Source organism: Nocardioides sp. DN36 (genome assembly GCF_055380375.1).
The window spans coordinates 3,070,526-3,094,378 of sequence record NZ_AP043823.1 but is presented as its reverse complement, the minus strand read 5'-3'; the positions used below and the strand labels follow the sequence as shown (position 1 = coordinate 3,094,378).

Genomic DNA, 23,853 nt, shown 5'->3' with positions numbered 1-23,853 from the left:
GTGGCCGGCCCGACGACGCTGGGTGCACCGCCCGGGAGCCGCCCGGGCCCGCGACAGGAGACACCGATGACGCCCACGACCGTGCGCCGAGCCGCGCCCGCCGACGCCGCGACCGTGCAGCAGCTGCTGCTCGAGCTCGCCGACCACGAGGGGGAGGGCCAGCACGTGCACGTCGACACCGCCCGCTGGCGCGAGCTGCTGGCCGACCCGCAGGTGGTGGTGCTGCTCGCCGAGCAGGGCGACGAGGCGGTCGGCTACGTGAGCGCCGTACGCCAGGTGAGCCTGTGGCTCGGTCGGGACCTGCTCGCGCTCGACGACCTCTACGTCCGGGCGTCCGCGCGCGGTCGCGGCGTGGGCGAGCAGGTCATGCGCGCGCTCGCGGCGTACGCCGCCGCCGACTCCCTGCTGATCCGGTGGGGGCTCCGCTCGGACAACGACGGGGCCCGGCGGTTCTACGAGCGGCTCGGCGCCACCATGCGCACCAAGACGGTTGCCGCGTGGCGGCCGCACGACTACGCGGCGCTGCTCAGCTCGAGCAGCTGATCTGCTCGCCCAGCGTCTTCATCGCGTCCTCCAGGTCACCGGCCGCCTTGCCGATGTCCTGCAGCGCCTGCAGGGCACCCTGGCCGTTGCCGAGCGACTTGAGCTGGTCGGTGAACGCGGTCAGCGCCGTCTGGAAGGCGTCGACGTCCTCGCCGTACGAGGTCTTGGCGACGTCCGCGAACTGCTGGAAGTCCGTGGTGATCGCCGTCAGGTCGGTCTTGTACTCCGCGGCCGTGCTGTCGTCCTTCAGCCCCTCCACGTCCTGGGTGAGCTGGTCCAGGGCGGAGCAGACCTCGGCGGAGGCCGTCCCGGTCGGGCTGGTCGACGGGGTCGGCGACGAGGACGTCGACGACGAGGAGCCGCCGGAGTCCGAGTCGGAGCCGCACCCGGCGGCCGACAGGGCCAGGCCCAGGCAGACGCATGGCGCGAGGGCGAGGGTGAGCAGGCGGTGGGTCACGACGTTCCTCCGTGGTGGTCGGTCCCTCCACCATCAGCCCGCCCCGGGGCGCGGCGCCTCGTCCCCGCAGGGTGACTCGAGCCCCGGCTGGGCCCGTTCAAAGGCGACTCCAAGCCGGCTGCAAGTCAGCACCAGCACGCTGTCCCTGCCCGTCACCGTGGCGGGCACCCGACGAAGGACACCACCATGACGACGACCATGACCAGGACGACCGCCCGCCGCAGCTGGCACTCCCTCACCCGCGACGAGAAGCGGCAGCGCGTGAACGAGCTGCGGCGCCGACAGCAGCACGACATCGAGGTGGAGCTGCGCCGCCTGCAGGTCCTGCGGTGAGCCCGTGAGGCACGCGACCGGGGTGGCGTGGCGACCCGCCGCCCCGGTGCGCGATCATCACTGTGCCCACACCCCGGGGAAGGACACGATGAGCCAGCTCGACCATGCAGCCCCTGCCCTCACCGACGAGGACGCCGCGACCCTCCGGGAGATCTCCCAGCGGGTGCTGTGGCTCTCCGCCGCGATCGTGGACGCCGCCAACCGCGGCCGCCCCAACACCAGCGGCGTCAAGGTGGGCGGCCACCAGTCGTCCTCGGCCTCGATGGTCGACATCATGGTGGCGCTGTGGTTCCACGAGCTGACCAGCGAGGACCGGGTCTCGGTCAAGCCGCACGCCTCGCCGGTGCTGCACGCGGTCAACTACCTGCTCGGCGACCTCGACGCGCGCTACCTGCCGACGCTGCGCGCCAAGGGCGGGCTCCAGTCCTACCCCTCGCGGTTGAAGGACCCCGACACCGTCGACTTCTCCACCGGCTCGGTGGGCATCGGCGCGACCGCCGCGCTCTGGGCGGCCATCGCGCACCGCTACGTGCGCTCGCAGTTCGCCGATGCGCCTCCCGCGGGCCGGTTCGTCAGCCTGCTCGGCGACGCCGAGCTGGACGAGGGCGCGATCTGGGAGGCCGTGGCCGACCCGCAGGTGGCCCACCTCGGCGAGCTGCTGTGGGTCGTGGACCTGAACCGGCAGTCCCTGGACCGGGTCGTGCCCGACATCCAGATCGCCCGGCTGCAGGGCATGTTCGAGGCCGCCGGCTGGCAGGTCGTCACCCTCAAGTGGGGGCGGCTGATCTCCGAGCTCTTCGAGCGCCCCGGCGGCGAGGAGCTGCGGCGCCGGCTCGAGGACATGCCCAACGAGGAGTACCAGCGGATGCTCCGCGTCGACTCCTCCGAGGTCGCCGACCGGATCATGGGGGAGGGCGGCTCGCCGCAGCTGCGTGCGCTGCTCGACCAGGTGCCGACGGCCCAGCTCGCCGCGGCCGTGCGCGACCTCGGCGGCCACGACCTCGGGCTGCTCGTCGACACCTTCGGCGCCGTCGACGACGACCGGCCGACCGTGGTCTTCGCCTACACCGTCAAGGGCCGTGGCCTGCCCACCGAGGGCCACCCCAACAACCACTCCGCGCTGCTCACCGAAGCCCAGATGCACGCGCTGGCCGACGCCTCCGGCACCACGCTGGCGGACCCGTGGGCCGTGTTCGAGCCCGGCAGCGCCCCGGCCGACCTGTGCCGTGCCCGCGGGGAGGCTCTGCGGCGTACGCCGGTCGCGGCACCTGCCGCGGTCGCCGTGCCGGCCACCCTCGGCCACCCGCACCGCAAGGCCGTCTCGACCCAGGCGGCCCTCGGCCGGCTGCTCGCCGACCTCAAGCACGACGCTCCCGAGGCGGCGGCGCGCGTGGTCACCTGCAGCCCCGACGTCGCGTCCTCGACGAACATCGGCGGCTGGATCAACAAGACCGGTGTGTGGTCGGTGCACGACCGGCGCGACTGGTTCGCCGACGACACCGAGCGGGTCCTGAAGTGGTCCGAGGTCAGCAACGGCCAGCACATCGAGCTCGGCATCGCGGAGGTCAACCTGGTCGGTCTGCTCGGCGAGCTGGGCGCGACCTGGTCGCGCTGGGGCGAGCGGCTGATCCCGATCGCGACGCTCTACGACCCGTTCGTGTCGCGGGCGCTGGAGCCCTGGTCCTACGGCATCTACTCCGGCGGGCAGTCGATCCTGGTCGGTACGCCGTCCGGCGTGACGCTGGCGCCCGAGGGCGGTGCCCACCAGTCGATCACCACGCCCTCGATCGGGCTCGAGCAGCCCGGCTGCGTGGCCTGGGAGCCGGCGTTCGCGCCCGACCTGGAGTGGTGCTTCCTGCACGCGATGTCGCAGGTGGGGGTGCCGGGCGGCACGTCGGCGTACTTCCGGCTCTCCACGCGGCCGCTCGACCCGGCGCTGGCCCGGCTGCCCGAGGAGCCGGTGCTGCTCGAGCGGCGTCGGCGCCAGGCGGTGGCCGGCGGCTACCGGATCACCTCCCACGACCCGGCCACCGAGCAGGTCACGCTGGTCGGCGTCGGCGCGATGATGCCCGAGGTGCTCGCCGCGGCCGAGCTGCTGGAGTCCTCCGGGGTGACCGCCGGCGTGGTCTGCCTGACCTCGCCCGACCTGGTGTTCCGCTCCTGGCAGCAGCGCGCCAGCCGCTCGTCGGGCGAGGGGAGCGGGATCGCCGAGGAGCTCTTCCCGGCCGAGCACCCCGCGCCGCTGGTGACCGTGCTCGACGGCCACCCGCACACGCTGTCCTTCCTGGCCGGCCTGCGCGGTGACCGGACCCGGTGCCTGGGTGTCAGCGAGTTCGGCCAGTCCTCGGGCCTGGAGGACGCCTACGCGCTGCACGGCATCGACACCGGCTCGATCGTCGACGCGGCGCTGTCGCTGCTGGGTCGCTGACGACTCCCCGATCCGCGGTATCCCCGCGCCCGCTCCGGGATCGTGTCGGTGGCGGCGCGCATCCTCGTGGGGACGGGGAGGTGCGCGCATGCGTGGGATCGGCGGGGTGCTGCTGGCGGCGGGCGTCGTGGGCGCCTGGTGGGTGAGCGCGACGTCGACACCGTCCGAGAGCCGGGAGCCGCAGCCGGCGGTCCGTGCCGACGCGTCGCGACCGGCGGCTGCGCGCACGGCCACGGTGGTGCGGGTGGTGGACGGTGACACCCTCGTGCTGCGGGTGCCCGCCGGCACCCGGGGCGTGCCCGCGGGCGACAGGACCCGGGTGCGGCTCCTCGAGATCGACACCCCCGAGAGCGTCGAGCCCGGTGCGCCGGTCGAGTGCTACGCGAAGCGGGCCGCAGCGGAGCTGAGGCGGCTGGCGCCGCCGGGCTCGAAGGTCTGGGTGCTCCCGGACAAGGACCTCCTCGACGTCTACGGGCGCACGCTGCTCTACGTCTGGAACGCCGACGGGGACTTCGTCAACCTCCGGCTGGTGCGCTCGGGCGCGGCGCGCTCGGTGCTGTACGAGCCGAACGACCGCTACATCGCGCTGATGCACCGCGCCGAGGCGCGGGCCCGAGCCACCCGGTCAGGCGTGTGGGGCCGTTGCGACTTCTTCGGCGCCCTCGCGTGAGGGGGCCGCGTGCCGCGCCTGGTACGCCGTCTCCTGCTGGGTCTCGTACTCCGCCTGCGGGCCGGGGACGACGTGCGTCCGGGCGCGGACGACCGGGACGAACACCGCCACCAGGGCCGCGAGCCCGGAGGTGACCACCAGGACGGCGAACCCGTGGGTGTAGCCAGCCTCGACGGGGAGCCCGTCGGGACGGAGGCTGGCGGTGACCACGCTGGCAAGCAGCGCCCCGCCGAGGGCGCCGCCGACGGTGCGGATGTTGGCGTTCATGCCGCTGGCAACACCGGTCTGCGTCTGCGGGACGGCGTCGACGACGAGGTTCGACATGGCGGCGAACGCGAGGCCGAAGGCGAGGCCGAGGACCGTGGTCTCGACGACGACCTGCCACAGGGTGTCGTGCGCGACCGTGAGGCCGAGGGTGCCGAGCGCGGTCAGGGCCGCGCCGGCGACCAGGATCGCCTTGGAGCCGAACCGCGCGGCGAGCCGGCCGGAGAAGACACCGGCGATGAACGTCGCCGCGGTCTGGGGCAGGAGCAGCAGGCCGGACTCGGTGACCGAGACGCCGAAGCCGTAGCCGGTGAACTCGGGGGTCTGCAGGAACTGGGGCAGGAACGCGAACATCGAGTACATCCCCATGCCGAACAGCAGGGCGACCAGGTTGACGGTCCACACGGTCGGGATCCGCATCATGTGCATGTCGACGAGCGGCTGGTCGCTGCGGGACTCCGCGACCACCCAGATCGGCAGCAGGACCGCGGCAACCACGAAGAGACCGAGGACGCGCCCCGAGCTCCAGCCCCAGCTGTGGCCCTGGCTGACGGCCAGCAGCAGGGCGACCAGCCAGGCCGAGAGCAGCAGGGCGCTGCCGACGTTGATCCGGCCCGGGGTGCGCTCGGGCGACTCGGGCACCCACACGGCGGCCGCGACGGCCGCGACGAGGGTCATGACCATCGGCAGCCAGAACAGCCAGTGGTAGCTCAGCGCGTTGACCACCGGTCCGGCCAGCACCAGCCCGAACCCGCCGCCGACGGCGAGCAGCGCGGCCGACGTACCGACGGCGCCGGCGACCTTGTCGCGCGGGAACTCGTCGCGGATGATCCCGAAGGTCAGCGGCAGCACGCCGCCGCCGATGCCCTGGACCGCGCGCGCCACGATCAGGACGCCGATCGTGGGGGCGAGCGCCGCCATCAGCGAGCCGACGGTGAGCGCAGCGAGGGCGAAGACCAGCATCCGCTCCTTGCCGACCTTGTCGCCGACCCGGCCGATGATGGGCGTGAAGACCGACGCGGAGAGCAGGTACGCCGTCAGCACCCACGTGACCGTCGCCTGGTCGGTGTCGAGCGCCGCCTCGATGGTCGGCAGCACGGGGTTGACCATGGACTGCAGCAGCGAGAACGACGAGACGCCGAGGCAGAGGACCAGGAACGTCACCCGGTAGTCGGTCCTGCGTTCCGTCGCTGCTGTGTGCCTGCCCATGCTCGGCCCTCCTGAGACGTCGATGCCCAACCACTCAGAGAAGAGCCCGGGTGTTGTCCCGAACCCCACCACCACCCGAGGCATTCCCCCGCTCGCTGGTGTCGATGGTCACCTTGCGCGCCCCCGTGTCCCCCGTAGCGTCGAGTGCATGAGTGACTACCAGATCGTCAACCCGGCCACCGGCGAGCTCGTGAAGGAGTTCCCCACTGCGACCGACGCCGAGGTGCAGGACGTGCTCGAGCGTTCCCACGCTGCCTACGCCTCCTGGCGGACCACCGGCAAGGACGAGCGCACCAAGGTGCTGCTGCGCGTGGCCGAGCTGTACGAGGAGCGTGCCGACGAGCTGGCGGCGATCATCGCGCGGGAGATGGGCAAGACCCTGCGCGAGGGCAAGGGCGAGATCAAGCTGGTCGCGTCGATCTACCGCTACTACGCGGAGGAGGGGCCGGAGCTGCTCGCCGACACCCCGCTGAGCCCGAGGATGGGCGGTGACGCGGTGGTGCGCAAGGAACCGGTGGGTCCGCTGCTCGGGATCATGCCGTGGAACTTCCCCTACTACCAGGTGGCCCGGTTCGCGGCGCCCAACCTGATGGTGGGCAACACGATCATCCTCAAGCACGCCCCGCAGTGCCCCGAGTCGGCGCTCGCGATCGAGCAGGTCTTCGTCGACGCCGGGCTCCCCGCCGACGCCTACCTCAACGTCTTCGCCACCAACGACCAGTCCGCGGACATCATCGCCGACGCCCGCGTCGCGGGCGTCTCGGTGACCGGCAGCGAGCGCGCCGGCTCGGCGGTGGCCGAGATCGCCGGCCGCAACCTGAAGAAGGTCGTCCTGGAGCTCGGCGGCTCGGACCCGTTCATCCTGCTCGACGCCGAGGACCTCGGCGCCGCGGTGAAGTCCGCGGTCCGCGGGCGGATGGGGAACGCCGGCCAGGCCTGCAACGGCGCCAAGCGGATGATCGTCGTGGACGAGCTCTACGACGCGTTCGTCGAGCAGTTCACCGCCGCGATGGCCGCCCTCACGCCCGGCGACCCCACCGACCCGGACTCGGCGTTCGGCCCGCTCTCCTCCGAGACCGCCCTGCAGAACCTGCTCGAGCAGGTCGAGGACGCGGTCGCCAAGGGCGCGACCGTGCGCACCGGCGGCAAGCGCGTCGACCGGCCCGGGTCGTTCATGCAGGCGACCGTGCTGACCGACGTCACCCCGGACATGCGCGCCTTCGGCGAGGAGCTGTTCGGCCCCGTCGCCGTCGTCTACCGGGTGGCCGACGTCGACGAGGCGGTCGAGCTGGCCAACGGCTCGTCGTTCGGTCTCGGCGGTGTTGTCTGGAGCGCCGACGTCGAGAAGGCGCAGCAGGTCGCCGACCGCCTCGACACCGGGATGGTGTGGATCAACAGCGCCCAGGGCTCCGTCGCCGACCTGCCCTTCGGCGGCACCAAGCGCTCCGGCGTGGGCCGCGAGCTCGGCCCGTACGGCATCGAGGAGTTCGTGAACAAGAAGCTCGTCTACACCCCGCGCTGAGGCCCTCCCTCGGCTCAGCAGACAGTGGCGGTGTCCCCGGGACGGACGACGCCCGGCTCGACGACGTGGGCGTCCACGCCGAGGTCGAGGCCGGGTGCCGCCCGGGGCAGCGAGCCGAGTCCCTTGAGGAGCGGCCCGGAGCCCACGCCGGTGGCCGGGTCCAGGTCGATGACGGCGCAGCGGGGGATCGGCCCGTGCACCCGCACTGTCGCCGCGCCGAGCCGGAGCGTCCGGCCCGGCCACTTGTGCTCCGCGAACGGCTCGTCGCCGTCGACGACGACCGTGCCCCGCAGTCGCGCCGACGCGGTCGCGAGGTCCGGCCGGCCGACGTGGTGGGCCAGGGCCCGCAGCGAGGCGAGGGAGACGACGCTGACCGGGGCGCCGTACACCACGGCGCCCCGCGGGGCCGCCGCCAGCCGGACCGGCCGCCCGAGCCACGACGAGGCGAGCGCCGCGTGCGGGCCGTCGAGCAGCTCGAGGTCGGCCGGGCGGCCCCAGTAGTCGCAGGTCACCCGCTCCTCGCTGGGGACCGGTGGCGCCGACGCCACCTCGCCAGAGGGCAGCGCCAGCTGCAGGACCCGGCCGTCCCAGCGGGACCGCACGGCCAGCAGGGTCGGGTTCTGCACCGTCCTGAGGACCTGCCGCCCGGCGACGTCGACGAGGCAGAAGGCCCGGTCGCCGACGGGTCCGTGCCGGTCCAGCGTCACGGCGTCGTACGACGCGTAGCGGGTGCCCTTGACCGGGGTGAACCCCACGCTGACCACCTGCATGCCCCGAGCGTGTCACAGGCGCTCGACGTGCTCACGCGGCCTGAACGGGCGGCTCCACCTCGGCGGTGGGCGCGGGCCGGTCGACCAGCGCCTGGATCCGGGCGCCGAGGACGTCGCTGATCCAGCCCAAGAGCGCCCCGACGACCACGGCGAGCACCGTGCCCCAGGTGTAGAACGCCGTGCCGAAGACGGCGGTGCCGGCGAACGCACCGGGGATGAACGAGCGGATCGGTGCGGCCGACCTCCACCTCGGCCTCCGTCCCGGGCTCGGCGGTTGAGGTGCGAGGAGCGCCAGCGACGAAGCCTCGAAACCCCGCCCAGCGGATCACGTAGGGACGGACTCGCGCGGTCTCCACAGCGCAGAGATTTTACTCGAAGACCTGCTCGAATAGTTGTAGAATGAGGCATGGCAGTCAACCCGACCCCGATGACGCACCCCCTGGTGCGCGGCGCCGGCGACCTGACCGCCCTGGTCACCGACCTGGCCGGGCTCGACCCCGGCTACCTCGACCCCGCCGAGAAGGAGACCGCCCTGGTCCTGCTGGGCCGGGCGGTCGACCAGCTCGCCGCGATCCAGGGTCGACTGCTCGCTAGCACCGAGGACCTGGTGGCCGAGACCGGCGACCGGAACGTCGCCGCCTGGGCCGAACGCACCCAGCACGCCGACTACTCGGCGGTGGCGCGGGCGACCCGGCTGGGGGAGGCGCTGGAGCGCCGTTGGCCCCAGTTGCAGGCCGGCTGCCTCGACGGCCGGGTCAACCAGGCCCAGGCCGCGGTGATCGTGAAGGCGCTGGACGGGCTGCCCGAGCGGCTCGGCCCCGAGCCGAAGGTCAAGGCGGAGGCCCACCTGGTCGACCAGGCCGCGCACTTCAGTCCCCGGGCACTGAAACGCCTCGGCGAGCACCTCCTCGAGGTCCTCGCCCCCGAGATCGCCGACGCCGAGGAGCAGCGGAAGCTGGAGGCGGAGGAGCGTGCCGCCCGCCGGACCACCCGGCTCACCATGCGCGTACGCGGGGACGGGTCCACCGACATCCAGATCCGAGTCCCCGACCACGTCGCGTCCCGGTTGAAGGTCTACCTCGAGTCGATCGCCGCACCCCGCCGTCAGGAACAGCACACTGGTGACAGTGAGGTGGAGCAACTCCCGTACCCGCGCCGGCTCGGGGAGGCGTTCTGCACCCTCCTCGAACAGCTCCCCACCCAGCTGCTGCCGCAGCACGGCGGCACCGCCACCACCGTGATGGTCACCATCGACCTCGACCAGCTCAAGGCCGGCCTCGGCGCCGCCGGGCTGGCCACCGGCGACCGGATCACCGCCGCCGAGGCCCGCCGGCTCGCCTGCACCGCCCAGATCATCCCCGTCGTCCTCGGCGTCGACTCCGAGATCCTCGACCTCGGCCGCACCCGCCGCCTCTTCTCACCCGCGCAACGCAAGGCCCTGGTCATCCGCGACCGACGCTGCCGCGCCCAGGGCTGCGAGATCCCAGCCGCCTGGTGCGAAGCCCACCACGCCGAGACCCCCTGGGCGAAGGGCGGGAAGACCGACCTCAAGGACGGCGTACTCCTCTGTAACTGGCACCACCACCGAGCCCACGACCCACGCTTCGGCACCGACCGGTTGGCCAACGGAGACGTCAGGTTCACCAGACGAAGGTGAGCCGCGTGGGGGCGAGGATTCAGTCGGCGAGATCGACCGTGTACGCGTCGTGGTCCGAGAGTCGTCGGCCGTCGCGCGTTGCCGGGTGCCGGCGCGGGCGAGTGACAACAGCCGTGCTGGGCACAGCGACGTGGTCGATGCTCAGGAGACCCTCGAGCTGATGCTCCAGCGGAGCCGTCGGAGCGGTGAGCCCGAGGGCGTCGAGCGCGTCGACGACATGGGTACGCCCGCCCATGCTTCCGGCGTACTCACGCCCGGTGAGGGCATGGTTCCAGTCGCCGCCCCAGACCAGCAGGTGCTCAGGAAGTGACTTCCTCAGCTGATCCACCGCCGCACGGGTCCTGTCGACGTGGCGCTCGCCCTGCCACGGATGCCGCGCGCCGCACGAGCGCCACGGCAGCACCGCCGGTCGTGCGTGTGGGAGTGCGCCGGAGCGCACTCCCACCCACGCGGCGTCAGGGGAGTGGGTCGACCTCGTCGTGGTCACCGACGGCGGCGCCGAGGAGCCGCAGGTGGTGGTCGCCGTCGCCGAGCAGGTGGTCCAGCGCGGTGAGGCGGCTGGTGTAGCTGCCGATGCTGTACTCCGCGGTCATGCCGATGCCGCCGTGCAGCTGGATCGCCTCCTGGCCGAGGTGACGCCCGGCGCGGCTGACCTGCAGTGCGGCCCGCGAGGCCGCCTCGGCCATCTGCTCGGGCTTGCCGGACGCCAGCACCATGGTGGCCCACAGGGTCAGGCTCTTGGCCAGCTCGAGGGAGACGTACATGTCCGCGGCCCGGAAGTTCAGCGCCTGGAACGTGTTGAGCGGGACCCCGAACTGCTTGCGGTTCTTGAGGTACTCGGTGGTGGCCGACAGGGCCACGTCCATCGCGCCGATCGCCTCGTTGCACGCCATCACCCGGGCGATGTCGAGCACAGCCGCGATGGAGGCCGACGCGTCGCCACCCTCGCCGAGCGGCGTGGCCGGTGCCTCGGACAGGACCACCCGGGCGGCGCGGCCGCCGTCGTGCGTGGCGTAGCCCTCGCGGCTGACGCCCGAGGCGGACGGGTCGACCAGGAAGAGGCCGGTCCCGCCGTCGGTGAGTGCCGCCGACACCACGAGCAGGTCGGCGCGCACGCCGTGGACGACCGGCTCCTTGGTGCCGGACAACGTCCAGTCCGAGCCCTCGCCGCTCGCGCTGACGGCGGACGCCGAGGCGGACCACCGCGAGCCCGGCTCGTTGTGGGCGAAGGCCAGCACGCTCTCGCCCGCCGAGAGGGCGCCGAGGACCTCCCCGCGCTGCTCGGCCGACCCGGCCGCGGCCACCAGGCCGCCGGCCAGGACCACGGAGGTGAGGTACGGCTCGGGAGCGATCACGCGACCGATCTCCTCGGCCACGATCGCGACCTCCACGGGGCCGGCACCGGAGCCGCCGTCCTCCTCGCGGAACGGCAGCCCGAGGATGCCCATCTCCGCCAGCCGCGCCCACAGCTTCTCGTCGAAGCCCGGGTCGTCGGCGACGGTGCGGCGACGGTTCTCGAAGTCGGCGTAGGTCTTGCCGACCAGGCCGCGCACGGCCTCGCGCAGCGCCTGCTGCTCCTCGTCGTAGGTGAAGTCCATGTCAGTCCGCCCTTCAGAGCCCGAGGATCGTCTTCGCGATGATCTGCCGCTGGATCTCGTTGGACCCGCCGTAGATCGAGGCCTTGCGCAGGTTGAGGTACGCCGGGGTGGCGCGGCGCGCCCAGCCGGGCACGTCGGAGTCGTCCCCGGCGCCCGAGGCCAGCGAGGCCGGGCCGGCCAGGTCCACGACCAGCTCGCTGACCGCCTGCTGGAGCTCGGTGCCCTTGAGCTTGAGGACCGAGGAGGCGGGGTGCGGCTTGCCGTCGGCCGAGTGCGCGACCACGCGCAGTGCGGTCAGCTCGAGGGCGAGCAGCTCGTTCTCCAGCTCGGCGAACCGGGCGGCGGTGAGCGGGTCGGCGAGCTGGTCGCCGGCGTACTCCTTGGCCTGCGCCAGCACCCGCTTGGTCGCGCCCACGGGGGCGACGCCCACCCGCTCGTTGCCGAGCAGGAACTTCGCGTAGTCCCAGCCGGCGTTCAGCTCGCCGACGAGGTTCTCGGCCGGCACGCGCACGTCCTCGAACCACACCTCGTTGACCTCGTGGCCGCCGTCGATCAGCTCGATCGGCCGCACGGTCAGGCCGGGTGAGGTCATGTCGATCAGCAGGAACGAGATGCCCCGCTGCTTCTTGGCCTCCGGGTCGGTGCGGACCAGGCAGAAGATCCAGTCGCCGTGCTGGCCGAGCGTCGTCCACGTCTTCTGGCCGTTGACGACGAACTCGTCCCCGTCGCGGACCGCGGTGGTGCGCAGCGAGGCGAGGTCGGAGCCCGCGTCGGGCTCGGAGAAGCCCTGGGACCACCAGATGTCGAGGTTGGCGGTCGCCGGGAGGAACCGCTCCTTCTGCTCCTGGGAGCCGAAAGTCGCGATCACCGGACCGACCATCGAGGCGTTGAAGGCCAGCGGCGTCGGCACGCAGGCACGCTGCATCTCCTCGTGCCAGATGTGCCTGCGCAGCGGGGACCAGTCCTTCCCGCCCCACTCGACCGGCCAGTTCGGGACGGCCAGCCCGTGGGCGTTGAGCGCCCGCTGGCTCTCGACGATCTGGTCCTTGGTGAGCTCGCGGCGCTCGGCGACGGCGTCGCGGATCTCCTGGGGGACCTCGGTGGTGAAGAAGGTCCGCATCTCCTCGCGGAAGGCGGCATCCTCGGCGGACAGCTCCAGCTGCATCGGCGTCTCTCCTGGGTCGACGGCGGGCCGGTCAGAGCCCGGTGCCCGCGACGTTACCCGCTCGTAGGTCGGGGCCGGGTTGCGGTCGTCGGCCCCGCGGCGGCAAGGTTGTTCCCGATGACATCGTCGGCCGATTACTGCGACCACTGTGACCTTCCGCTGAGCCAGTGCGTGCACGGGCAGCCCCCGCCGCCGCCGCCGGAGAAGAAGGCGGCGCCGGTGCGTCGTACGAAGCCGGCCACGACCCGGGCGAAGGCGGCCCCGGCCGTCAGCGTCACGAGCAAGCCGCCGCGGCGCACGCCCCAGCGCGAGTTCCGCCGCTTCATCCTCGCCGCGCTGCAGGAGAACGGCGGCCGCGCGGAGATGGAGGACGTGATGGCCGAGCTCGAGCGGCGGATGGAGCCAGTCCTGCGTCCCGCCGACCACGAGACGGTCAACCAGGGCGAGATCCGCTGGCGGTACGCCGCGCGCCTCGAGCGCAAGGCGATGCTCGACGAGGGCCTGATCCAGCCGCCCCGCCAGCCCGGCGTGTGGGAGCTGACCGACCTGGGGCGCAGCGTCACCGAGTAGCCAGGGACCCCGGTAACCGGGGTCAGACCAGGACCCGGATCTCCTCGCCGAGCCGAGCGCCCTGCTCCAGGACCAGGTCGTCCCCGGACCAGAACATGCCGGGGTCGTAGTAGTTGGTGGGGAGCCGGTCGTCGAGCAGCCCCATCGCGGCGTACGTCGCCGCCACCACCTCGGCGCAGTAGGTCATCTCCGCCTCGGCCCGACGGCGTACCCGACCGCGCGCCCAGCGCCCGACCAGCGCGGCCGTGCTCGGGAACGGCGTGCCGTCTAGGCGGGCGATGGTCCGCAGCACCTCGCCCTCCATCGCCGGGGTGACGTCCGCCTGCAGCTGGCGCAGCCAGACCCGCTGCTCGTAGCGGCCGGTCCACTGGTCGACGGCCTCGCGCAGGTCGTGCAGCTGGACCCCGCGGTGGTGCGACCCGGTCCACACGTCGAGCAGCCCCTTGCCCAGCTCGGCGTGCCACATCAGCGGCGGCATGTCGTCGAGGACCACCGCCATCCCGACGTGGTTCACCGGCGCGTTGGTCAGCACCCGGATAGCGTGGTCGGCAGCCGAGCGTCCGCGGAACAGCCACAGGTCGCCGGTGCGGGTGAGGTCGACGGCCTCGTCCAGGGTCAGGTCGGCCATGGCTGCCCAGTCATCCGCTGCTCGGTCATCGCTGCTCGTTCATGTGTGGGAGGAGTCCGTTCGTGAAGCTGTGGAAGGTGCTGGGGGTCGCCGGGCTGGCGGGGGTCGCGGCCACGGGGGCCATCATCGCGCGTGACCAGCGCCGGCGCGCGCAGCTCACGCCGGACGAGGTGCGCGACCGGCTGCACCAGCGTCTGGAGGAGATCCAGGAGGAGCCCGACTCCTAGCCCTCGGGTGGCCCCGTGCGGACCTCTCAGTGGCCGTGCCCCTTGCCGTGCTTCCCCGGCTTGCCGTGCTTCGGGTGCTCGTCCTTCTTCTCGTGGCCCGGCTTCTCGTGACCCGGCGGGGCCGGGCTGCTGTCGTCCGTCTCGGCCTGCTCCGGGTCGCTCTCCTCCGTCGACGGCGAGGTCGACGACGTCTGGTCGGAGGTCGGGTCGCTGCGCTCAGCGGGCAGGGCCCGGACCATCGCCTCGGCCGCGGCGGTGATCGCGTCGACGTCGGCCTGGTCGAGCTCGCCGCTGCGCTGCGCCGCCATGGCTGCGCGGGCGAGGGCGTCGACGGCCCGGCGGGTCTCGGCGTCGTCGTGGGCGGCCACCGCGGAGTCGACGGCCGCCAGCCTGTCGGCGAGGGCCGGCACCCGGTCGACCGGAGCGGGGTCGCTGCCACAGCCCGCGGTCAGCACGAGCAGCACGGCCGCACCGGCCAGCGCCCGGGCCCCTGCCCTCACCGCCCGCCTCCGTCGACCGCGTCGTGCAGGTCCTGCAGCGGCTGCTCGAGCCGCGGCGGCGTCCCGGCGGGCAGCTGGTCGGGGGTCGAGCTCGAACCACCGCCGGACGCGAGCGCGGCGATCACCAGCAGCAGCACCATCGCGGCTCCGGCGCCGATCACGCCCCACTGGTGCCCGGGCACGCGGGCCGCCGCAGCCCGGACCTCGGCGAGCACGTCCCGTCGGGGTGCGCGGGCGCGCGGAGTGGGGGAGGTCGGAGTTGGGGCGGACGGGGCAGGTGCGGACGGGGCAGGTGCGGGCGCGGCCCGGGGGACCGGTGCGGACAGCGGCAGCGTCGTGCCCGCCGGGTCGGCGGCGATCAGGTGCAGCTCCCGTGCGACGTCGGCCGCGCCCGGTCGTCGTCCCGGTTCCCGTGCGGTCATCGCCGCCAGCAGCCGGCGCCAGGCCTCCGGCAGCCAGGCGGGTACGCCGGGCTCGCGCTGCAGGCGGGCGAGCGCCGACTCGGTGGGACTCCCCGGGAAGGCCCGTTCACCGGTCAGCGACTCCAGCAGCACCAGGCCGAGGGAGTACACGTCCACCGCGGTGGTGATCTCCTCGCCCTGCACCTGCTCGGGCGCGAGGTAGGCGGCGGTGCCGATGGCGTGACCGGTGCGGGTGTGCCGGACGGTGTCGCCGATCAGCCGGGCGATGCCGAAGTCGGCGAGCTTGACCCGGTCGTCCTCGGTGACGAGCACGTTGCCGGGCTTCACGTCACGGTGCACGACGCCCTCGGCGTGCGCATAGGCGAGGGCGTCGGCGAGCTGCTCCCCGATCGCGGCCACCCGGACCGGGTCGAGCCGGCGGCCGGCACAGCACTGCGCGAGCGTCTGGCCCTCGACCAGCTCCATCACCAGGTAGGGCCGCTCGGCGGTGGTGCCGGCGTCGAGCACCATCACCAGCCCGGGGTGGCTCAGCCGCGCCAGGGTGTGGGCCTCGGCGGTGAAGCGGAGCCGGTCGGTCTCGTCGTCGGCGGTGTCCCGCAGGACCTTGACGGCCACGGGTCGGTGCAGCACCCGGTCGGTGGCCCGGTGCACCTCCGCCATCCCGCCGCGACCGATGACCTCGTCGAGCTGATACCTCTCGGCCAGCACGGGCTCGCTCGTCAACATCCACTCCTGTCCAGGTGGGCCGGGGCGCTCCGGCTCAGGTGAACCAGACCGCGTCGCAGCCGTCGCACTCGTAGCGCTGGCTGACGACGCCGTCGTCGAACTCCACCGACCGCAGCTGCCATCCGTGCGTGTGGCCGGTGAGCTCCTCGCGAGCACCTCCGGCGGGCTCGACCAGCGCCGTCATTGTCACAGCCCCTCGGTGGTGCCGCGGTGGCGGCGTCGGATGGACGGGCGCCACCGTCCGGTGCACGCCTCGGGAGTAGTGCCCAGCCGGGCGACATCTCAATCATGGGACGCTCCGCGCCGCTGCGGCGTTGCCCCGCCGGGTCTCGTGGTCTGGACCGCACGGTTGAAACCTGTATGAACGGGCACGGTCCCGCCATGTCGATCCTCGCCAGCGTGCGCCAGGCCGGTCCGGCCGGCTTGCTGACCAGCGTCTCCCGCACCGTCGGGCTGGGCCCGGTCCGGCCCTGGCTGCCGGCGGGGGAGACCCTGCGGGCGCGGCTCTACCGGCACGGGCTCGAGCCCGGCGTGGGCGTGCCGTGGCTGGACGAGCCCGGCGTGGTCGACGCCCGGGTGCGGCTGACCTACGGCGCGGCCCTGGCCGGGTCGCAGGTGGCGGTGACCGGTCTGGCGCTCCGCGTGGAGAACCCCGACGGGTCGGTCGGTGACGTGCTGCTGCAGGCTCGTGGGCCGCGGCGTGGCCCCGCCCGGGACACGATCCTGACCACGGCGACGCCGTACGTCGTCGCGGGCGTGCCGGGCGGGCTGCTCACGCTCGGGGCGCGCCAGTGCGGGTCCGAGACCTTCGAGCTGCTGTGCGTCGCCGGTGACGGCGAGTGGCGCGGGTTCGGCGACCTGCGGGTCTCGCCTCGACCGCACGGCGGCCGGCCGCTGGACCCCGACCCGCTCAGCAACGTGCTGCCCGGCCTCGCCACCCGCATCCCGGCACCGCGCGCCTCCTGATCCCTGCCCCGGCAGTACCGTGTCTGCTGGCGGACCCGGCTGAGCCGGAACCGGGCCGGCTCCTCCGGGAAGGGGTGGGCGTGACGCGCGAGGACCCCGACCTGCCCGCGACGTCCCCGGCCTTCCGCCCGGTGCGCTCGCTGCGCTTCTGGCTGACCGCGGCGGCCGTCCTCGCGCTGCTGGCCGTCGGCACCGGAGCGGTGGCCACCCTGGCGACCCGGCAGCTGGTCCAGGACTCGACGACCGAGCTGACCGAGCGTCTGCGCCCCGCCCAGGGCGCGAGCCAGCAGCTGCTCACGGCCTACGTCGACCAGGAGAGCGGCCAACGCGGCTACGTCCTCACCGCGGACGAGTCGTTCCTCGACCCGTACCGCTCCGGTGCGCGCAGGTCGGCGGAGCTCGAGGACCGGCTGGCCGTGCTGCTGCAGGACGACCCGGAGGCGCTGCGGCTCCTCGCCGACGTCTCGGCCGCAGGGCAGACCTGGCAGCGCCACGTCGCGGCCGAGATCGTGGAGGTGCGGGAGAACGGCGCCGCGGGCCACGACAAAGTGGCGCACCAGCGCCAGGAGAAGGAGCTGTTCGACGCCCTGCGCGACCGGCTGGACGCGCTGCGCGCCGACGTCGACGGCCTCGTGGACGACGAGGTCGAGCAGGTGGCCGCGGCCCAGGACCGGGTCGACGCCGCGATGGTGGTCGCGGTCGTGCTCGCCGTGTTCGCGCTGATCGCCACGATGGGCCTGCTCCGCTTCGCGCTGACCCGGCCGCTGCGCGAGCTGATCGAGCAGCTCGGTGTCGTCTCGGCCGGTGACTACCAGCGGCACATCGACGCCGAGGGGCCCGAGGAGGTCCGGCAGATCGCCGAGGCCGCCGAGACGATGCGGGTCAGCGTGGTCGACCGGTCGGCCGAGCTGGTCGCGGCGCAGCACGAGCTGAGCGTGCAGACCGAGCGGCAGCGGATGGCCGCCGACCTGCACGACACCACCATCCAGCGGCTCTTCGGGTTGGGGCTGCGGCTCAGCGCGCTCGCCTCCCAGCGCCCCGAGCTCGCCGGCACGCTCAACTCCATGATCGACGAGGCGGACGAGATCATCCGGGAGCTGCGCCGGATGATCTTCGAGATGGGCGGGACGCAGACCGGCGTGGAGCCGCCGGCGCCGGACCGGCTGCCCAACTGACCGGCACGTCGGACCAGTACGTCGAAACAGAACGAGGGCCCGTCACCCTCCCCGGTGCCGGGCCCTCAGGACCGCTGGACTGGATCAGCGGCCTGGCGCATTCGCCTGCGCCGACCGGGTCCGTGGCAGCGACGTCACGGGCGCCGGTCGACGTGTCCAACACTCCCGCGACTCAGCGTGAGCGGCATCACCCATGCTGGGGATCCCGTGGCCCCCCGGGGGGTCACGGGGCCGGCTACGGGGCTGGTCCCGGGGTTTGGCCGCGGCGCGGCGGTCCGTCCACACTGGAGGGGACCGGAGCACCTTCCTCGGACCCGTCCCCGGAACTCACATGCCCCAGCTGCCCACGTCCGCGCGCCGTCGACCCGCCCGCCGGACCGCTGCCACCCTCAGCGTGCCGGCTCTCCTCCTCGTCACGGTCCTGACCGTGGTGGCCGGCTGCGCGACCCCGGACCAGGACGCGTCGGAGCCGGCCCGCGACCACACCGCCCTGCCGGCCCCCGCGCCCGCCCCCGCCGTCGACCCCGGCGCCGGCGCGCGCCTGTGGCTGACCTCGCCGACCGACCCGTCCCGTCGGCTGACCCGGACCGACCCGGTCGCCGGCCCCGGCCCCGCGACCGCGGAGGTCGACGTCGACCCCGGCGCCCGGCGTCAGCCCTGGTGGGGGACCGGTGCGGCGCTCACCGACGCGTCCCGGCAGCTGCTGGCGCGGCACCCCGCCGCGGCCCGGCTGCTGTACGGCGCCCGACGCGCCGACGGCGCCCGGCTGGACCTGCTGCGGCTGCCGTTGACCGCGACGGACCTCTCACCCCGGACCTGGGCGTGGGACTGGGACGGCGCGCAGGCCACCCCGCCACGACAGGAGCAACGAGCCGTGCGGATGGCGACCGGCCCCCTGGCGGACCTGGCGCCCGACCTGCGGGTGGTGGCCACACCGTGGACCGCCCCGGCCGAGATGAAGACCAGCGGGTCGCTGCGCGGCGGCGCTCTCGTGGACCAGGCCGTTCCCGACTTCGGGCGGATGCTGGTGTCCCAGGCGCAGTGGCTGGCGCGGCGCGGCGTACCTCTATGGGCGATGACGCTGGGCAACGAGCCCGGCTACTCCACCGACTACGCCACCATGACCATGAGCGACGACCAGATGGCGCGGCTCGGCCAGGAGGTGGGCCCCCGGCTCAGGGCGGGGGGCGTGCAGCTGTGGGCGCTGGACCACAACTGGGCCGACCGGCCGCGCGCGGACGCCGTGCTGGGCGCCGCCCCGGGTGCCTTCGACGGCGCCGCGTTCCACTGCTACCGAGGCACCCCCGACCAGATGGCCGACCTCTCGGTGCCGAGCCTGGTCTCCGAGTGCACGGGCACCACCGACGGCTGGTCGGGCACCTTCGGCTGGGATGCGCGCAACCTCGTGTCGAACGCCGTCGCCGCGGGGTCGTCGGGACTGATGATGTGGAGCCTGGCGCTGGACGCCGACCACGGTCCGGTGGACGCCGGGTCCCGGTGGGGCTGCAAGGACTGCCGCGGCCTGGTCACGGTCGAGGGCGACCAGGTCCGGCCGGAGCCGGAGTTCTACACGCTCGCTCACCTCTCGCGCGCCGCGTCGCCCGGCGCCCGCGTGATCTCCTCGAGCGCGACGCCCGGACTGTCGACAGCCGCCTTCCGCAACCGCGACGGCAGCATCGGCGTGTTCGGGCAGAACGCGACCGGTGCCACCCAGACGGTCGCCCTCAGGATCGTCGGCCGGGTCGACCTGTCCTACACCGTCGCCCCGGGTGAGATGTTTACGTTCCGGAGCGCGGCCGCCTGAAGGCGGCGACCAGCAGCACCGTGGCGATCGCGCCGAGGACGATGCCGGCGACCAGCAGCCCCACCGCGATGTCGTCGAGGATCGGGATCGTGGCGCCCACCGAGACGTCGGCGGCCACGGGCGTGGTGCCCTCGCCGTTCATCACCACGAGCGTCCAGCTGCCCTCGTCCGCCGGCCAGGTGATCGACTGCTGGCCCTGGCCCCGCGCGGAGGCGACCCAGAAGTCCTGGTCCTGCGGGGCGCCGCTCGGCGGGCCGCCGTCGACGAAGTCGGTGTCCGGCGTCCGGTCCCCGCTCAGAGGGTCGTTCACGGTCGAGCGCGCGACGCCGGCGAGGTAGGCCTCGACGTCGCTGGTGCGGGCGATCCCGACGAAGACGCCGTTGTCGGTCCGCGAGTCCGCCTCGACCTTGACGGTGCCGAGCCAGCGCTCGGGCAGGTCGGCGGCCGGGGTGCCGTTGCGCAGCTCCACCTCGGGGCTGGTGGCGGCGTACCCGGGGGAGGCGAACTCGACGTCCGAGCTCATCAGGTAGCCCCGGCTGTCGCGGATGCCGTCGTCGGCGAGGCGCAGCACGCCGCCGCCGGCCAGTAGGCCCAGGGACGAGAACGCGAGGACCCCGCCGACGATGACGGCGATGATCCGCCCGGCGCCCCAGCGCGACGGGGGCCGCGCGGGCGGGGCGGGAGGGGGCGGACCGGTGGCCGGGGGCGGAGCGCCGCCCACGGTGCGCGGTCCCGCGTCCAGCGTCGCCTCCCCCCGGACCGGGTCGCCGTGCGAGCTCATGGTCCCTCCCTGGGTGGGTCCGGGTCAGGACTCCGGGCGCTGGACGGGGATCGGGGTCGGCTCGGTCGAGGTCGAGACGGTCGGGAAGCCGACCTCGAGGATCCCGTCGCGGTACGTCGCGGTCACGGCCGACGGGTCGGTGCCCTGGGGCAGGCGGACGCTGCGCGCGAAGGCGCCGTACCGGAACTCGCTGTGCTCCTTGTCGCGCTGCTCCTCGCGACGCTCCCCGCGGATGGTGAGCACGTCGTCGTGGACGGTGAGCTCGATGTCCTTGGTCGGGTCCACGCCGGGGATCTCGGCCCGGATGGTGCCGTGGCCGTTGTCGGTGAAGCTCTCGACCCGGATGAAGTGGCCGCCCTCCCGGGGCGAGAGGCCGGCTCCGGACTCGAGCCAGTCGAGCATGTCGGCCAGCCGGTTCGAGGCGCGTACAGCAACAGTGGACATGGTGTTCTCTCCTCTCGGACAACCGGACTGACGGCGCCGGTCCTGACCTCCAGCGTTGCCCCGGCCCCGGTGGCACCGCAGGGGAGAAGGTCCCGCTGCGGCAGGGACGTTGTGCGGGAAGGGCACACTGGCGGCGTGCGCGCCCAGCCCCGCCTGCTCCCGACCCGGGTCCCTCGCCGGCCCGAGGGTGTCGTCCTCGTGCTGCACGGCGGCGCCAGCAGGCCGGGCCGGCCGGCGGTCAGCCCCACCCAGCTGTCCGTGGTGCGGATGGTCCCGGTCGCGCGGCGCATCGCCCGCGGCGGTCGGGGACGGCTGGCGGTGTTCCGCCTGCTGAACTCCTACCGCGGCTGGGACGCCACCCACACCCCGCTCGACGACCTCGCCTGGGCGCTCGACCGGGTCCGCGACCGGCTCGGCGACCTGCCGGTGGCGCTGGTCGGGCACTCCCTCGGCGGGCGCGCCGCGCTGCTGGGCGGCGCCGGGGAGGGGGTCCGCAGCGTGGTCGCGCTCAACCCGTGGGTCTACCCCAGCGACCACGCGGACCTGACCGGCCGCCGGGTGCTCGTCGTGCACGGCACCGAGGACCGCGTCGCCGACCCCGGACGCTCCGCGACGGTGGCCCGCAACCTCGCCGGCACGGCCGAGGTCGAGTACGTCGAGGTGCCCGGCGCCCGGCACGCCATGCTGCGCAGGGGCGGGCGGTTCGAGCGGCTGGCGTCCGCGTTCGTCAACGACACCCTCCTCGGTGACGGCGACATGACGGCTCGGTGACCAGTGGTGGCGAAGCCCCAGATTTGGGCAGACGGATGCCTCGATGACCACGTAGGGTCGAGTCACCACCCGCACCGACAGCGGGGGATCGAACGGGAGGCGGCCTTGCGCCGGGCAGTGGTCATCATCGTTGGGGCGGTCGTGGCTGCCCTCGTGCCGTTCTCGGCCGCGCGGGCCGACAGCACCGTGGTGGTGCGGGGGCTCGGCTTCTCGGCCGACAGCATGACCAACCTCGCGATCGTCGGCTGCACGGACCTCTACGGCATCGGCGGCGGCTCGCCCACGACGTACCTCTCACCCAGCCCCGGGGGCCCTGCCGGCAGCCGCAGCCTGAAGTTCGACCTCGACGGCGGCACCGCCGTCGGCTCCCAGCACCGGGTCTCCTCGATGGCCGCCACCACCGTGGCCGGCCTCTCGGTCCTGGCCCCGCAGGGGACCAGCGGCGTGGCGTACGCCGGCTACCAGTCGCCCGAGGACGCGGGCACGACCCTGATCTGGGTCGGTCGGGCCCCTCTCTCCGTCGCTGCCGGCGGGTGGCGCCCGGTGGACGCGCCGGGCCTGACCTACCGCTGGACCAAGTACGACCTCGCCACCCGGCGGCCCGTCGGGCCGGCCTCCACCAGCAGCACGGTCAGGGCGTTCCTGGCGGCGCACGGCGGGGACGGAGCCGGCTTCTACGCCCTCGGCCTCGGCTGCGACGGCCGGCCGTTCAAGCTCGACGCGCTGCGCACCGGTAGCCCCGGCGACGTCACCACCTACGACATCGAGGGCTACACCACCGCGACCGGCATCAGCGGCTCGGCGATGCGGATCGCCGCGGGTGACTCGCTGACGATCAACGGCCACGTGTCCAGCGACATGATCGGCCCGCTCGCCCAGGGCCTGCTGGTGCTCGAGGCGCAGTCGTTCGGCGAGCCGGGCTTCAAGCCGGTCGAGGGGGCCGCGCTCGAGGTCTCGGGCGGCGGCACCAGCGCGACGGTCGAGCCCACCACGCACACGGTCTACCGCTGGCGGTTCGGCGGCTCCTCGTCGGCCGAGGGCAGCGTGTCGCCCGTCTTCACCGTCGACGTCGCGCCCCTCGTCACCGCCTCCCCGGACGTCGCGGCCGCCAAGGCGGGCGGACAGCTCGCGATCGTGGGCACCACCACCCCGGCCCGCCCCGGCACCCGCGTCACGCTCTGGCGGGTCGCCCCCCACGGGCCGGTGCGAATGGGCACCGACACCACCGACGCCGCCGGCGCCTACCGGGTCCCCGTGCCCGTGGGCGAGACCGGTGGCTTCCGCTACTACGTCACCGTGCCGGCGGGTGGCGGCAACCTCGCCGGGCAGTCGCCCACGCAGGCCTTCGCGCCCCTGCAGTAGCAGCCGGGGCTTGCCCCGTCGGCGAGAGTGGGGGCATGCGCGCTCACGTCCTCACCGCCACCATGACCGCAGCCGCCGCCGCGATCGGCAGCCGCGGCACGAAGCCCGACAGCTCGTGGTACCGCTCGCTGGACAAGCCGTCGTGGCAGCCGCCGGGCATCGCGTTCCCGCTGGTGTGGACCCCGCTCTACGGGCTGATCGCGTGGGGGACCGGCCGGCTGATCGAGCGCGCCGCACCCGAGGACCGGGCCCGGGTGGTCGCACTGACCGGCGCCGACCTGGCCGTCAACGCCGGCTGGTGCTGGGCGTTCTTCGACCGTGAGTCGCCCCGCGCCGGCCTGGCCACCATCGCGGTGCTGAACGGGCTGAACCTCGCGCTGCTGCGGGAGGCCGCCCGCCGGGACCGGACCGCGGCGGCCGCGATCGCGCCGTACGTCGCGTGGACCGGCTTCGCGACCGCGCTGAACGCCTCGATCTGGCGCCGCAACCGGTGACCGACCCCGGTCGGCTGCTCGCGGCCCGGCTGCTGCGGGAGGAGCGGGACCGGACGTCCGACCGGCTGGCCCGCCTGCGCCGCGACTTCCGCGGGGTGGTGGACGCCTCGCGCGACTCCAACGCCGACGACGAGCACGACCCGGAGGGCGCCACGATCGCGTTCGAGCGCTCGCAGGTCGACGCGCTCATCCGCCAGGCGGAGGCGCACCTGGCCGAGATCGAGGCGGCCCTCAACCGGCTCGCGGCGGGCGAGTACGGCACCTGCGAGGTGTGCCGCGAGCCGATCGCGCCGGAGCGGCTGGCGGCCCGGCCCACCGCGCGCACCTGCGTGCGGTGCGCCTGACCTGGGGGCACCGAGGAACATCG

At 73.9% G+C, this 23,853-nt stretch carries 28 protein-coding genes; 15 read left to right on the top strand and 13 right to left on the bottom strand.

Features of this window, described 5'->3' with window-relative positions; translation table 11 throughout:
- The first annotated feature begins 66 nt into the window (after positions 1-66).
- Positions 67-543 (top strand): N-acetyltransferase family protein, encoded by a 477-nt coding sequence (locus tag ACZ43H_RS15710; protein WP_464584367.1) that lies wholly within the window; start codon positions 67-69, stop codon positions 541-543.
- On the opposite strand, the gene ACZ43H_RS15705 is transcribed toward ACZ43H_RS15710, so the two are convergent.
- Positions 527-1,000, bottom strand: coding sequence for a hypothetical protein (locus tag ACZ43H_RS15705; RefSeq protein ID WP_464584365.1), 474 nt, complete (start codon positions 998-1,000; stop codon positions 527-529). The two genes, ACZ43H_RS15710 and ACZ43H_RS15705, sit on opposite strands and share 17 nt — an antisense overlap.
- A gap of 186 nt (positions 1,001-1,186) precedes the next feature.
- Between ACZ43H_RS15705 and ACZ43H_RS15700 the strand changes: the two genes are divergently transcribed.
- The 3 genes from ACZ43H_RS15700 to ACZ43H_RS15690 all read left to right on the top strand — a co-directional run bounded on the left by ACZ43H_RS15700 (position 1,187) and on the right by ACZ43H_RS15690 (position 4,431).
- Complete coding sequence (locus ACZ43H_RS15700) at positions 1,187-1,333, top strand: hypothetical protein (RefSeq protein ID WP_464584363.1); 147 nt, start codon at positions 1,187-1,189, stop codon at positions 1,331-1,333.
- A gap of 88 nt (positions 1,334-1,421) precedes the next feature.
- A complete protein-coding gene (locus ACZ43H_RS15695; RefSeq protein ID WP_464584361.1) occupies positions 1,422-3,761 on the top strand; it encodes a transketolase-like TK C-terminal-containing protein in 2,340 nt (779 codons plus the stop codon).
- A gap of 88 nt (positions 3,762-3,849) precedes the next feature.
- Complete coding sequence (locus ACZ43H_RS15690) at positions 3,850-4,431, top strand: thermonuclease family protein (protein WP_464584359.1); 582 nt, start codon at positions 3,850-3,852, stop codon at positions 4,429-4,431.
- On the opposite strand, the gene ACZ43H_RS15685 is transcribed toward ACZ43H_RS15690, so the two are convergent.
- On the bottom strand, positions 4,387-5,904 hold the full coding sequence (locus ACZ43H_RS15685) for an MFS transporter (RefSeq protein WP_464584357.1): 1,518 nt from the start codon (positions 5,902-5,904) through the stop codon (positions 4,387-4,389). The genes ACZ43H_RS15690 and ACZ43H_RS15685 overlap by 45 nt on opposite strands.
- Before the next feature lie 148 nt (positions 5,905-6,052).
- On the opposite strand from ACZ43H_RS15685, the gene ACZ43H_RS15680 reads away from it, so the two are divergent.
- Positions 6,053-7,426, top strand: coding sequence for an NAD-dependent succinate-semialdehyde dehydrogenase (locus ACZ43H_RS15680; RefSeq protein ID WP_464584355.1), 1,374 nt, complete (start codon positions 6,053-6,055; stop codon positions 7,424-7,426).
- Positions 7,427-7,440: 14 nt separating this feature from the next.
- Here the strand turns inward: ACZ43H_RS15680 and ACZ43H_RS15675 are convergent, their stop codons facing one another.
- Together ACZ43H_RS15675 and ACZ43H_RS15670 are read right to left on the bottom strand one after the other, a co-directional pair.
- Positions 7,441-8,196 carry an MOSC domain-containing protein gene (locus tag ACZ43H_RS15675; RefSeq protein ID WP_464584353.1) on the bottom strand — a complete coding sequence of 252 codons (756 nt, stop codon included), beginning with the start codon at positions 8,194-8,196 and terminating at the stop codon, positions 7,441-7,443.
- Positions 8,197-8,227: 31 nt separating this feature from the next.
- Positions 8,228-8,353, bottom strand: coding sequence for a hypothetical protein (locus ACZ43H_RS15670; RefSeq protein WP_464584351.1), 126 nt, complete (start codon positions 8,351-8,353; stop codon positions 8,228-8,230).
- Positions 8,354-8,602: 249 nt separating this feature from the next.
- On the opposite strand from ACZ43H_RS15670, the gene ACZ43H_RS15665 reads away from it, so the two are divergent.
- On the top strand, positions 8,603-9,853 hold the full coding sequence (locus ACZ43H_RS15665) for an HNH endonuclease signature motif containing protein (protein ID WP_464584349.1): 1,251 nt from the start codon (positions 8,603-8,605) through the stop codon (positions 9,851-9,853).
- Between the two features lie 19 nt (positions 9,854-9,872).
- On the opposite strand, the gene ACZ43H_RS15660 is transcribed toward ACZ43H_RS15665, so the two are convergent.
- From ACZ43H_RS15660 to ACZ43H_RS15650, 3 genes are read right to left on the bottom strand one after another with little or no spacing between them, the layout of a single operon-like run.
- Positions 9,873-10,256, bottom strand: coding sequence for a hypothetical protein (locus ACZ43H_RS15660; protein WP_464584347.1), 384 nt, complete (start codon positions 10,254-10,256; stop codon positions 9,873-9,875).
- Positions 10,257-10,308: 52 nt separating this feature from the next.
- Positions 10,309-11,451, bottom strand: a complete 1,143-nt coding sequence (locus ACZ43H_RS15655; protein ID WP_464584345.1) for an acyl-CoA dehydrogenase family protein — start codon at positions 11,449-11,451, stop codon at positions 10,309-10,311.
- Positions 11,452-11,464: 13 nt separating this feature from the next.
- Complete coding sequence (locus ACZ43H_RS15650) at positions 11,465-12,616, bottom strand: acyl-CoA dehydrogenase family protein (RefSeq protein ID WP_464584343.1); 1,152 nt, start codon at positions 12,614-12,616, stop codon at positions 11,465-11,467.
- Positions 12,617-12,733: 117 nt separating this feature from the next.
- On the opposite strand from ACZ43H_RS15650, the gene ACZ43H_RS15645 reads away from it, so the two are divergent.
- Complete coding sequence (locus ACZ43H_RS15645; RefSeq protein ID WP_464584341.1) at positions 12,734-13,186, top strand: hypothetical protein; 453 nt, start codon at positions 12,734-12,736, stop codon at positions 13,184-13,186.
- Between the two features lie 22 nt (positions 13,187-13,208).
- On the opposite strand, the gene ACZ43H_RS15640 is transcribed toward ACZ43H_RS15645, so the two are convergent.
- Positions 13,209-13,814: a hypothetical protein gene (locus ACZ43H_RS15640; protein ID WP_464584339.1), complete on the bottom strand. Its 606-nt coding sequence runs from the start codon at positions 13,812-13,814 to the stop codon at positions 13,209-13,211.
- Positions 13,815-13,876: 62 nt separating this feature from the next.
- Here ACZ43H_RS15640 and ACZ43H_RS15635 point away from each other — a divergent pair, with 62 nt between their 5' ends.
- The gene (locus ACZ43H_RS15635) at positions 13,877-14,041 is read left to right on the top strand and encodes a hypothetical protein (RefSeq protein ID WP_464584337.1); all 165 of its coding nucleotides are present in this window, start codon (positions 13,877-13,879) and stop codon (positions 14,039-14,041) included.
- 26 nt (positions 14,042-14,067) lie between these two features.
- On the opposite strand, the gene ACZ43H_RS15630 is transcribed toward ACZ43H_RS15635, so the two are convergent.
- From ACZ43H_RS15630 to ACZ43H_RS15620, 3 genes are read right to left on the bottom strand one after another with little or no spacing between them, the layout of a single operon-like run.
- Complete coding sequence (locus ACZ43H_RS15630; RefSeq protein WP_464584335.1) at positions 14,068-14,541, bottom strand: hypothetical protein; 474 nt, start codon at positions 14,539-14,541, stop codon at positions 14,068-14,070.
- Positions 14,538-15,686 (bottom strand): serine/threonine-protein kinase, encoded by a 1,149-nt coding sequence (locus tag ACZ43H_RS15625; protein ID WP_464584333.1) that lies wholly within the window; start codon positions 15,684-15,686, stop codon positions 14,538-14,540. The genes ACZ43H_RS15630 and ACZ43H_RS15625 overlap by 4 nt, the downstream gene beginning before the upstream one ends.
- Positions 15,687-15,723: 37 nt before the next feature.
- On the bottom strand, positions 15,724-15,873 hold the full coding sequence (locus tag ACZ43H_RS15620; RefSeq protein WP_379177902.1) for a hypothetical protein: 150 nt from the start codon (positions 15,871-15,873) through the stop codon (positions 15,724-15,726).
- 197 nt (positions 15,874-16,070) lie between these two features.
- Here ACZ43H_RS15620 and ACZ43H_RS15615 point away from each other — a divergent pair, with 197 nt between their 5' ends.
- The 3 genes from ACZ43H_RS15615 (at position 16,071) to ACZ43H_RS15605 (ending at position 19,634) form a co-directional block, all read left to right on the top strand.
- Positions 16,071-16,655, top strand: a complete 585-nt coding sequence (locus ACZ43H_RS15615; protein ID WP_464584331.1) for a hypothetical protein — start codon at positions 16,071-16,073, stop codon at positions 16,653-16,655.
- An 80-nt stretch (positions 16,656-16,735) separates the two neighbouring features.
- Positions 16,736-17,830: a CHASE3 domain-containing protein gene (locus ACZ43H_RS15610; RefSeq protein WP_464584329.1), complete on the top strand. Its 1,095-nt coding sequence runs from the start codon at positions 16,736-16,738 to the stop codon at positions 17,828-17,830.
- Between the two features lie 331 nt (positions 17,831-18,161).
- Positions 18,162-19,634 carry a glycoside hydrolase family 30 protein gene (locus ACZ43H_RS15605; RefSeq protein ID WP_464584327.1) on the top strand — a complete coding sequence of 491 codons (1,473 nt, stop codon included), beginning with the start codon at positions 18,162-18,164 and terminating at the stop codon, positions 19,632-19,634.
- Here the strand turns inward: ACZ43H_RS15605 and ACZ43H_RS15600 are convergent.
- Positions 19,609-20,415: a hypothetical protein gene (locus ACZ43H_RS15600; protein WP_464584325.1), complete on the bottom strand. Its 807-nt coding sequence runs from the start codon at positions 20,413-20,415 to the stop codon at positions 19,609-19,611. The genes ACZ43H_RS15605 and ACZ43H_RS15600 overlap by 26 nt on opposite strands.
- A gap of 24 nt (positions 20,416-20,439) precedes the next feature.
- A complete protein-coding gene (locus ACZ43H_RS15595; RefSeq protein WP_464584323.1) occupies positions 20,440-20,859 on the bottom strand; it encodes an Hsp20/alpha crystallin family protein in 420 nt (139 codons plus the stop codon).
- Between the two features lie 135 nt (positions 20,860-20,994).
- Here ACZ43H_RS15595 and ACZ43H_RS15590 point away from each other — a divergent pair, with 135 nt between their 5' ends.
- The 4 genes from ACZ43H_RS15590 (at position 20,995) to ACZ43H_RS15575 (ending at position 23,830) form a co-directional block, all read left to right on the top strand.
- Entirely contained in the window at positions 20,995-21,630 is a 636-nt protein-coding gene (locus tag ACZ43H_RS15590; RefSeq protein WP_464584322.1) for an alpha/beta hydrolase, read from the top strand.
- Between the two features lie 141 nt (positions 21,631-21,771).
- The gene (locus ACZ43H_RS15585) at positions 21,772-22,992 is read left to right on the top strand and encodes a hypothetical protein (protein WP_464584320.1); all 1,221 of its coding nucleotides are present in this window, start codon (positions 21,772-21,774) and stop codon (positions 22,990-22,992) included.
- Positions 22,993-23,027: 35 nt separating this feature from the next.
- Positions 23,028-23,486: a TspO/MBR family protein gene (locus ACZ43H_RS15580; protein ID WP_464584318.1), complete on the top strand. Its 459-nt coding sequence runs from the start codon at positions 23,028-23,030 to the stop codon at positions 23,484-23,486.
- Positions 23,483-23,830, top strand: coding sequence for a TraR/DksA family transcriptional regulator (locus ACZ43H_RS15575; RefSeq protein WP_464584316.1), 348 nt, complete (start codon positions 23,483-23,485; stop codon positions 23,828-23,830). Before ACZ43H_RS15580 ends, ACZ43H_RS15575 begins: the two co-directional genes overlap by 4 nt.
- Positions 23,831-23,853: the final 23 nt, after the last annotated feature.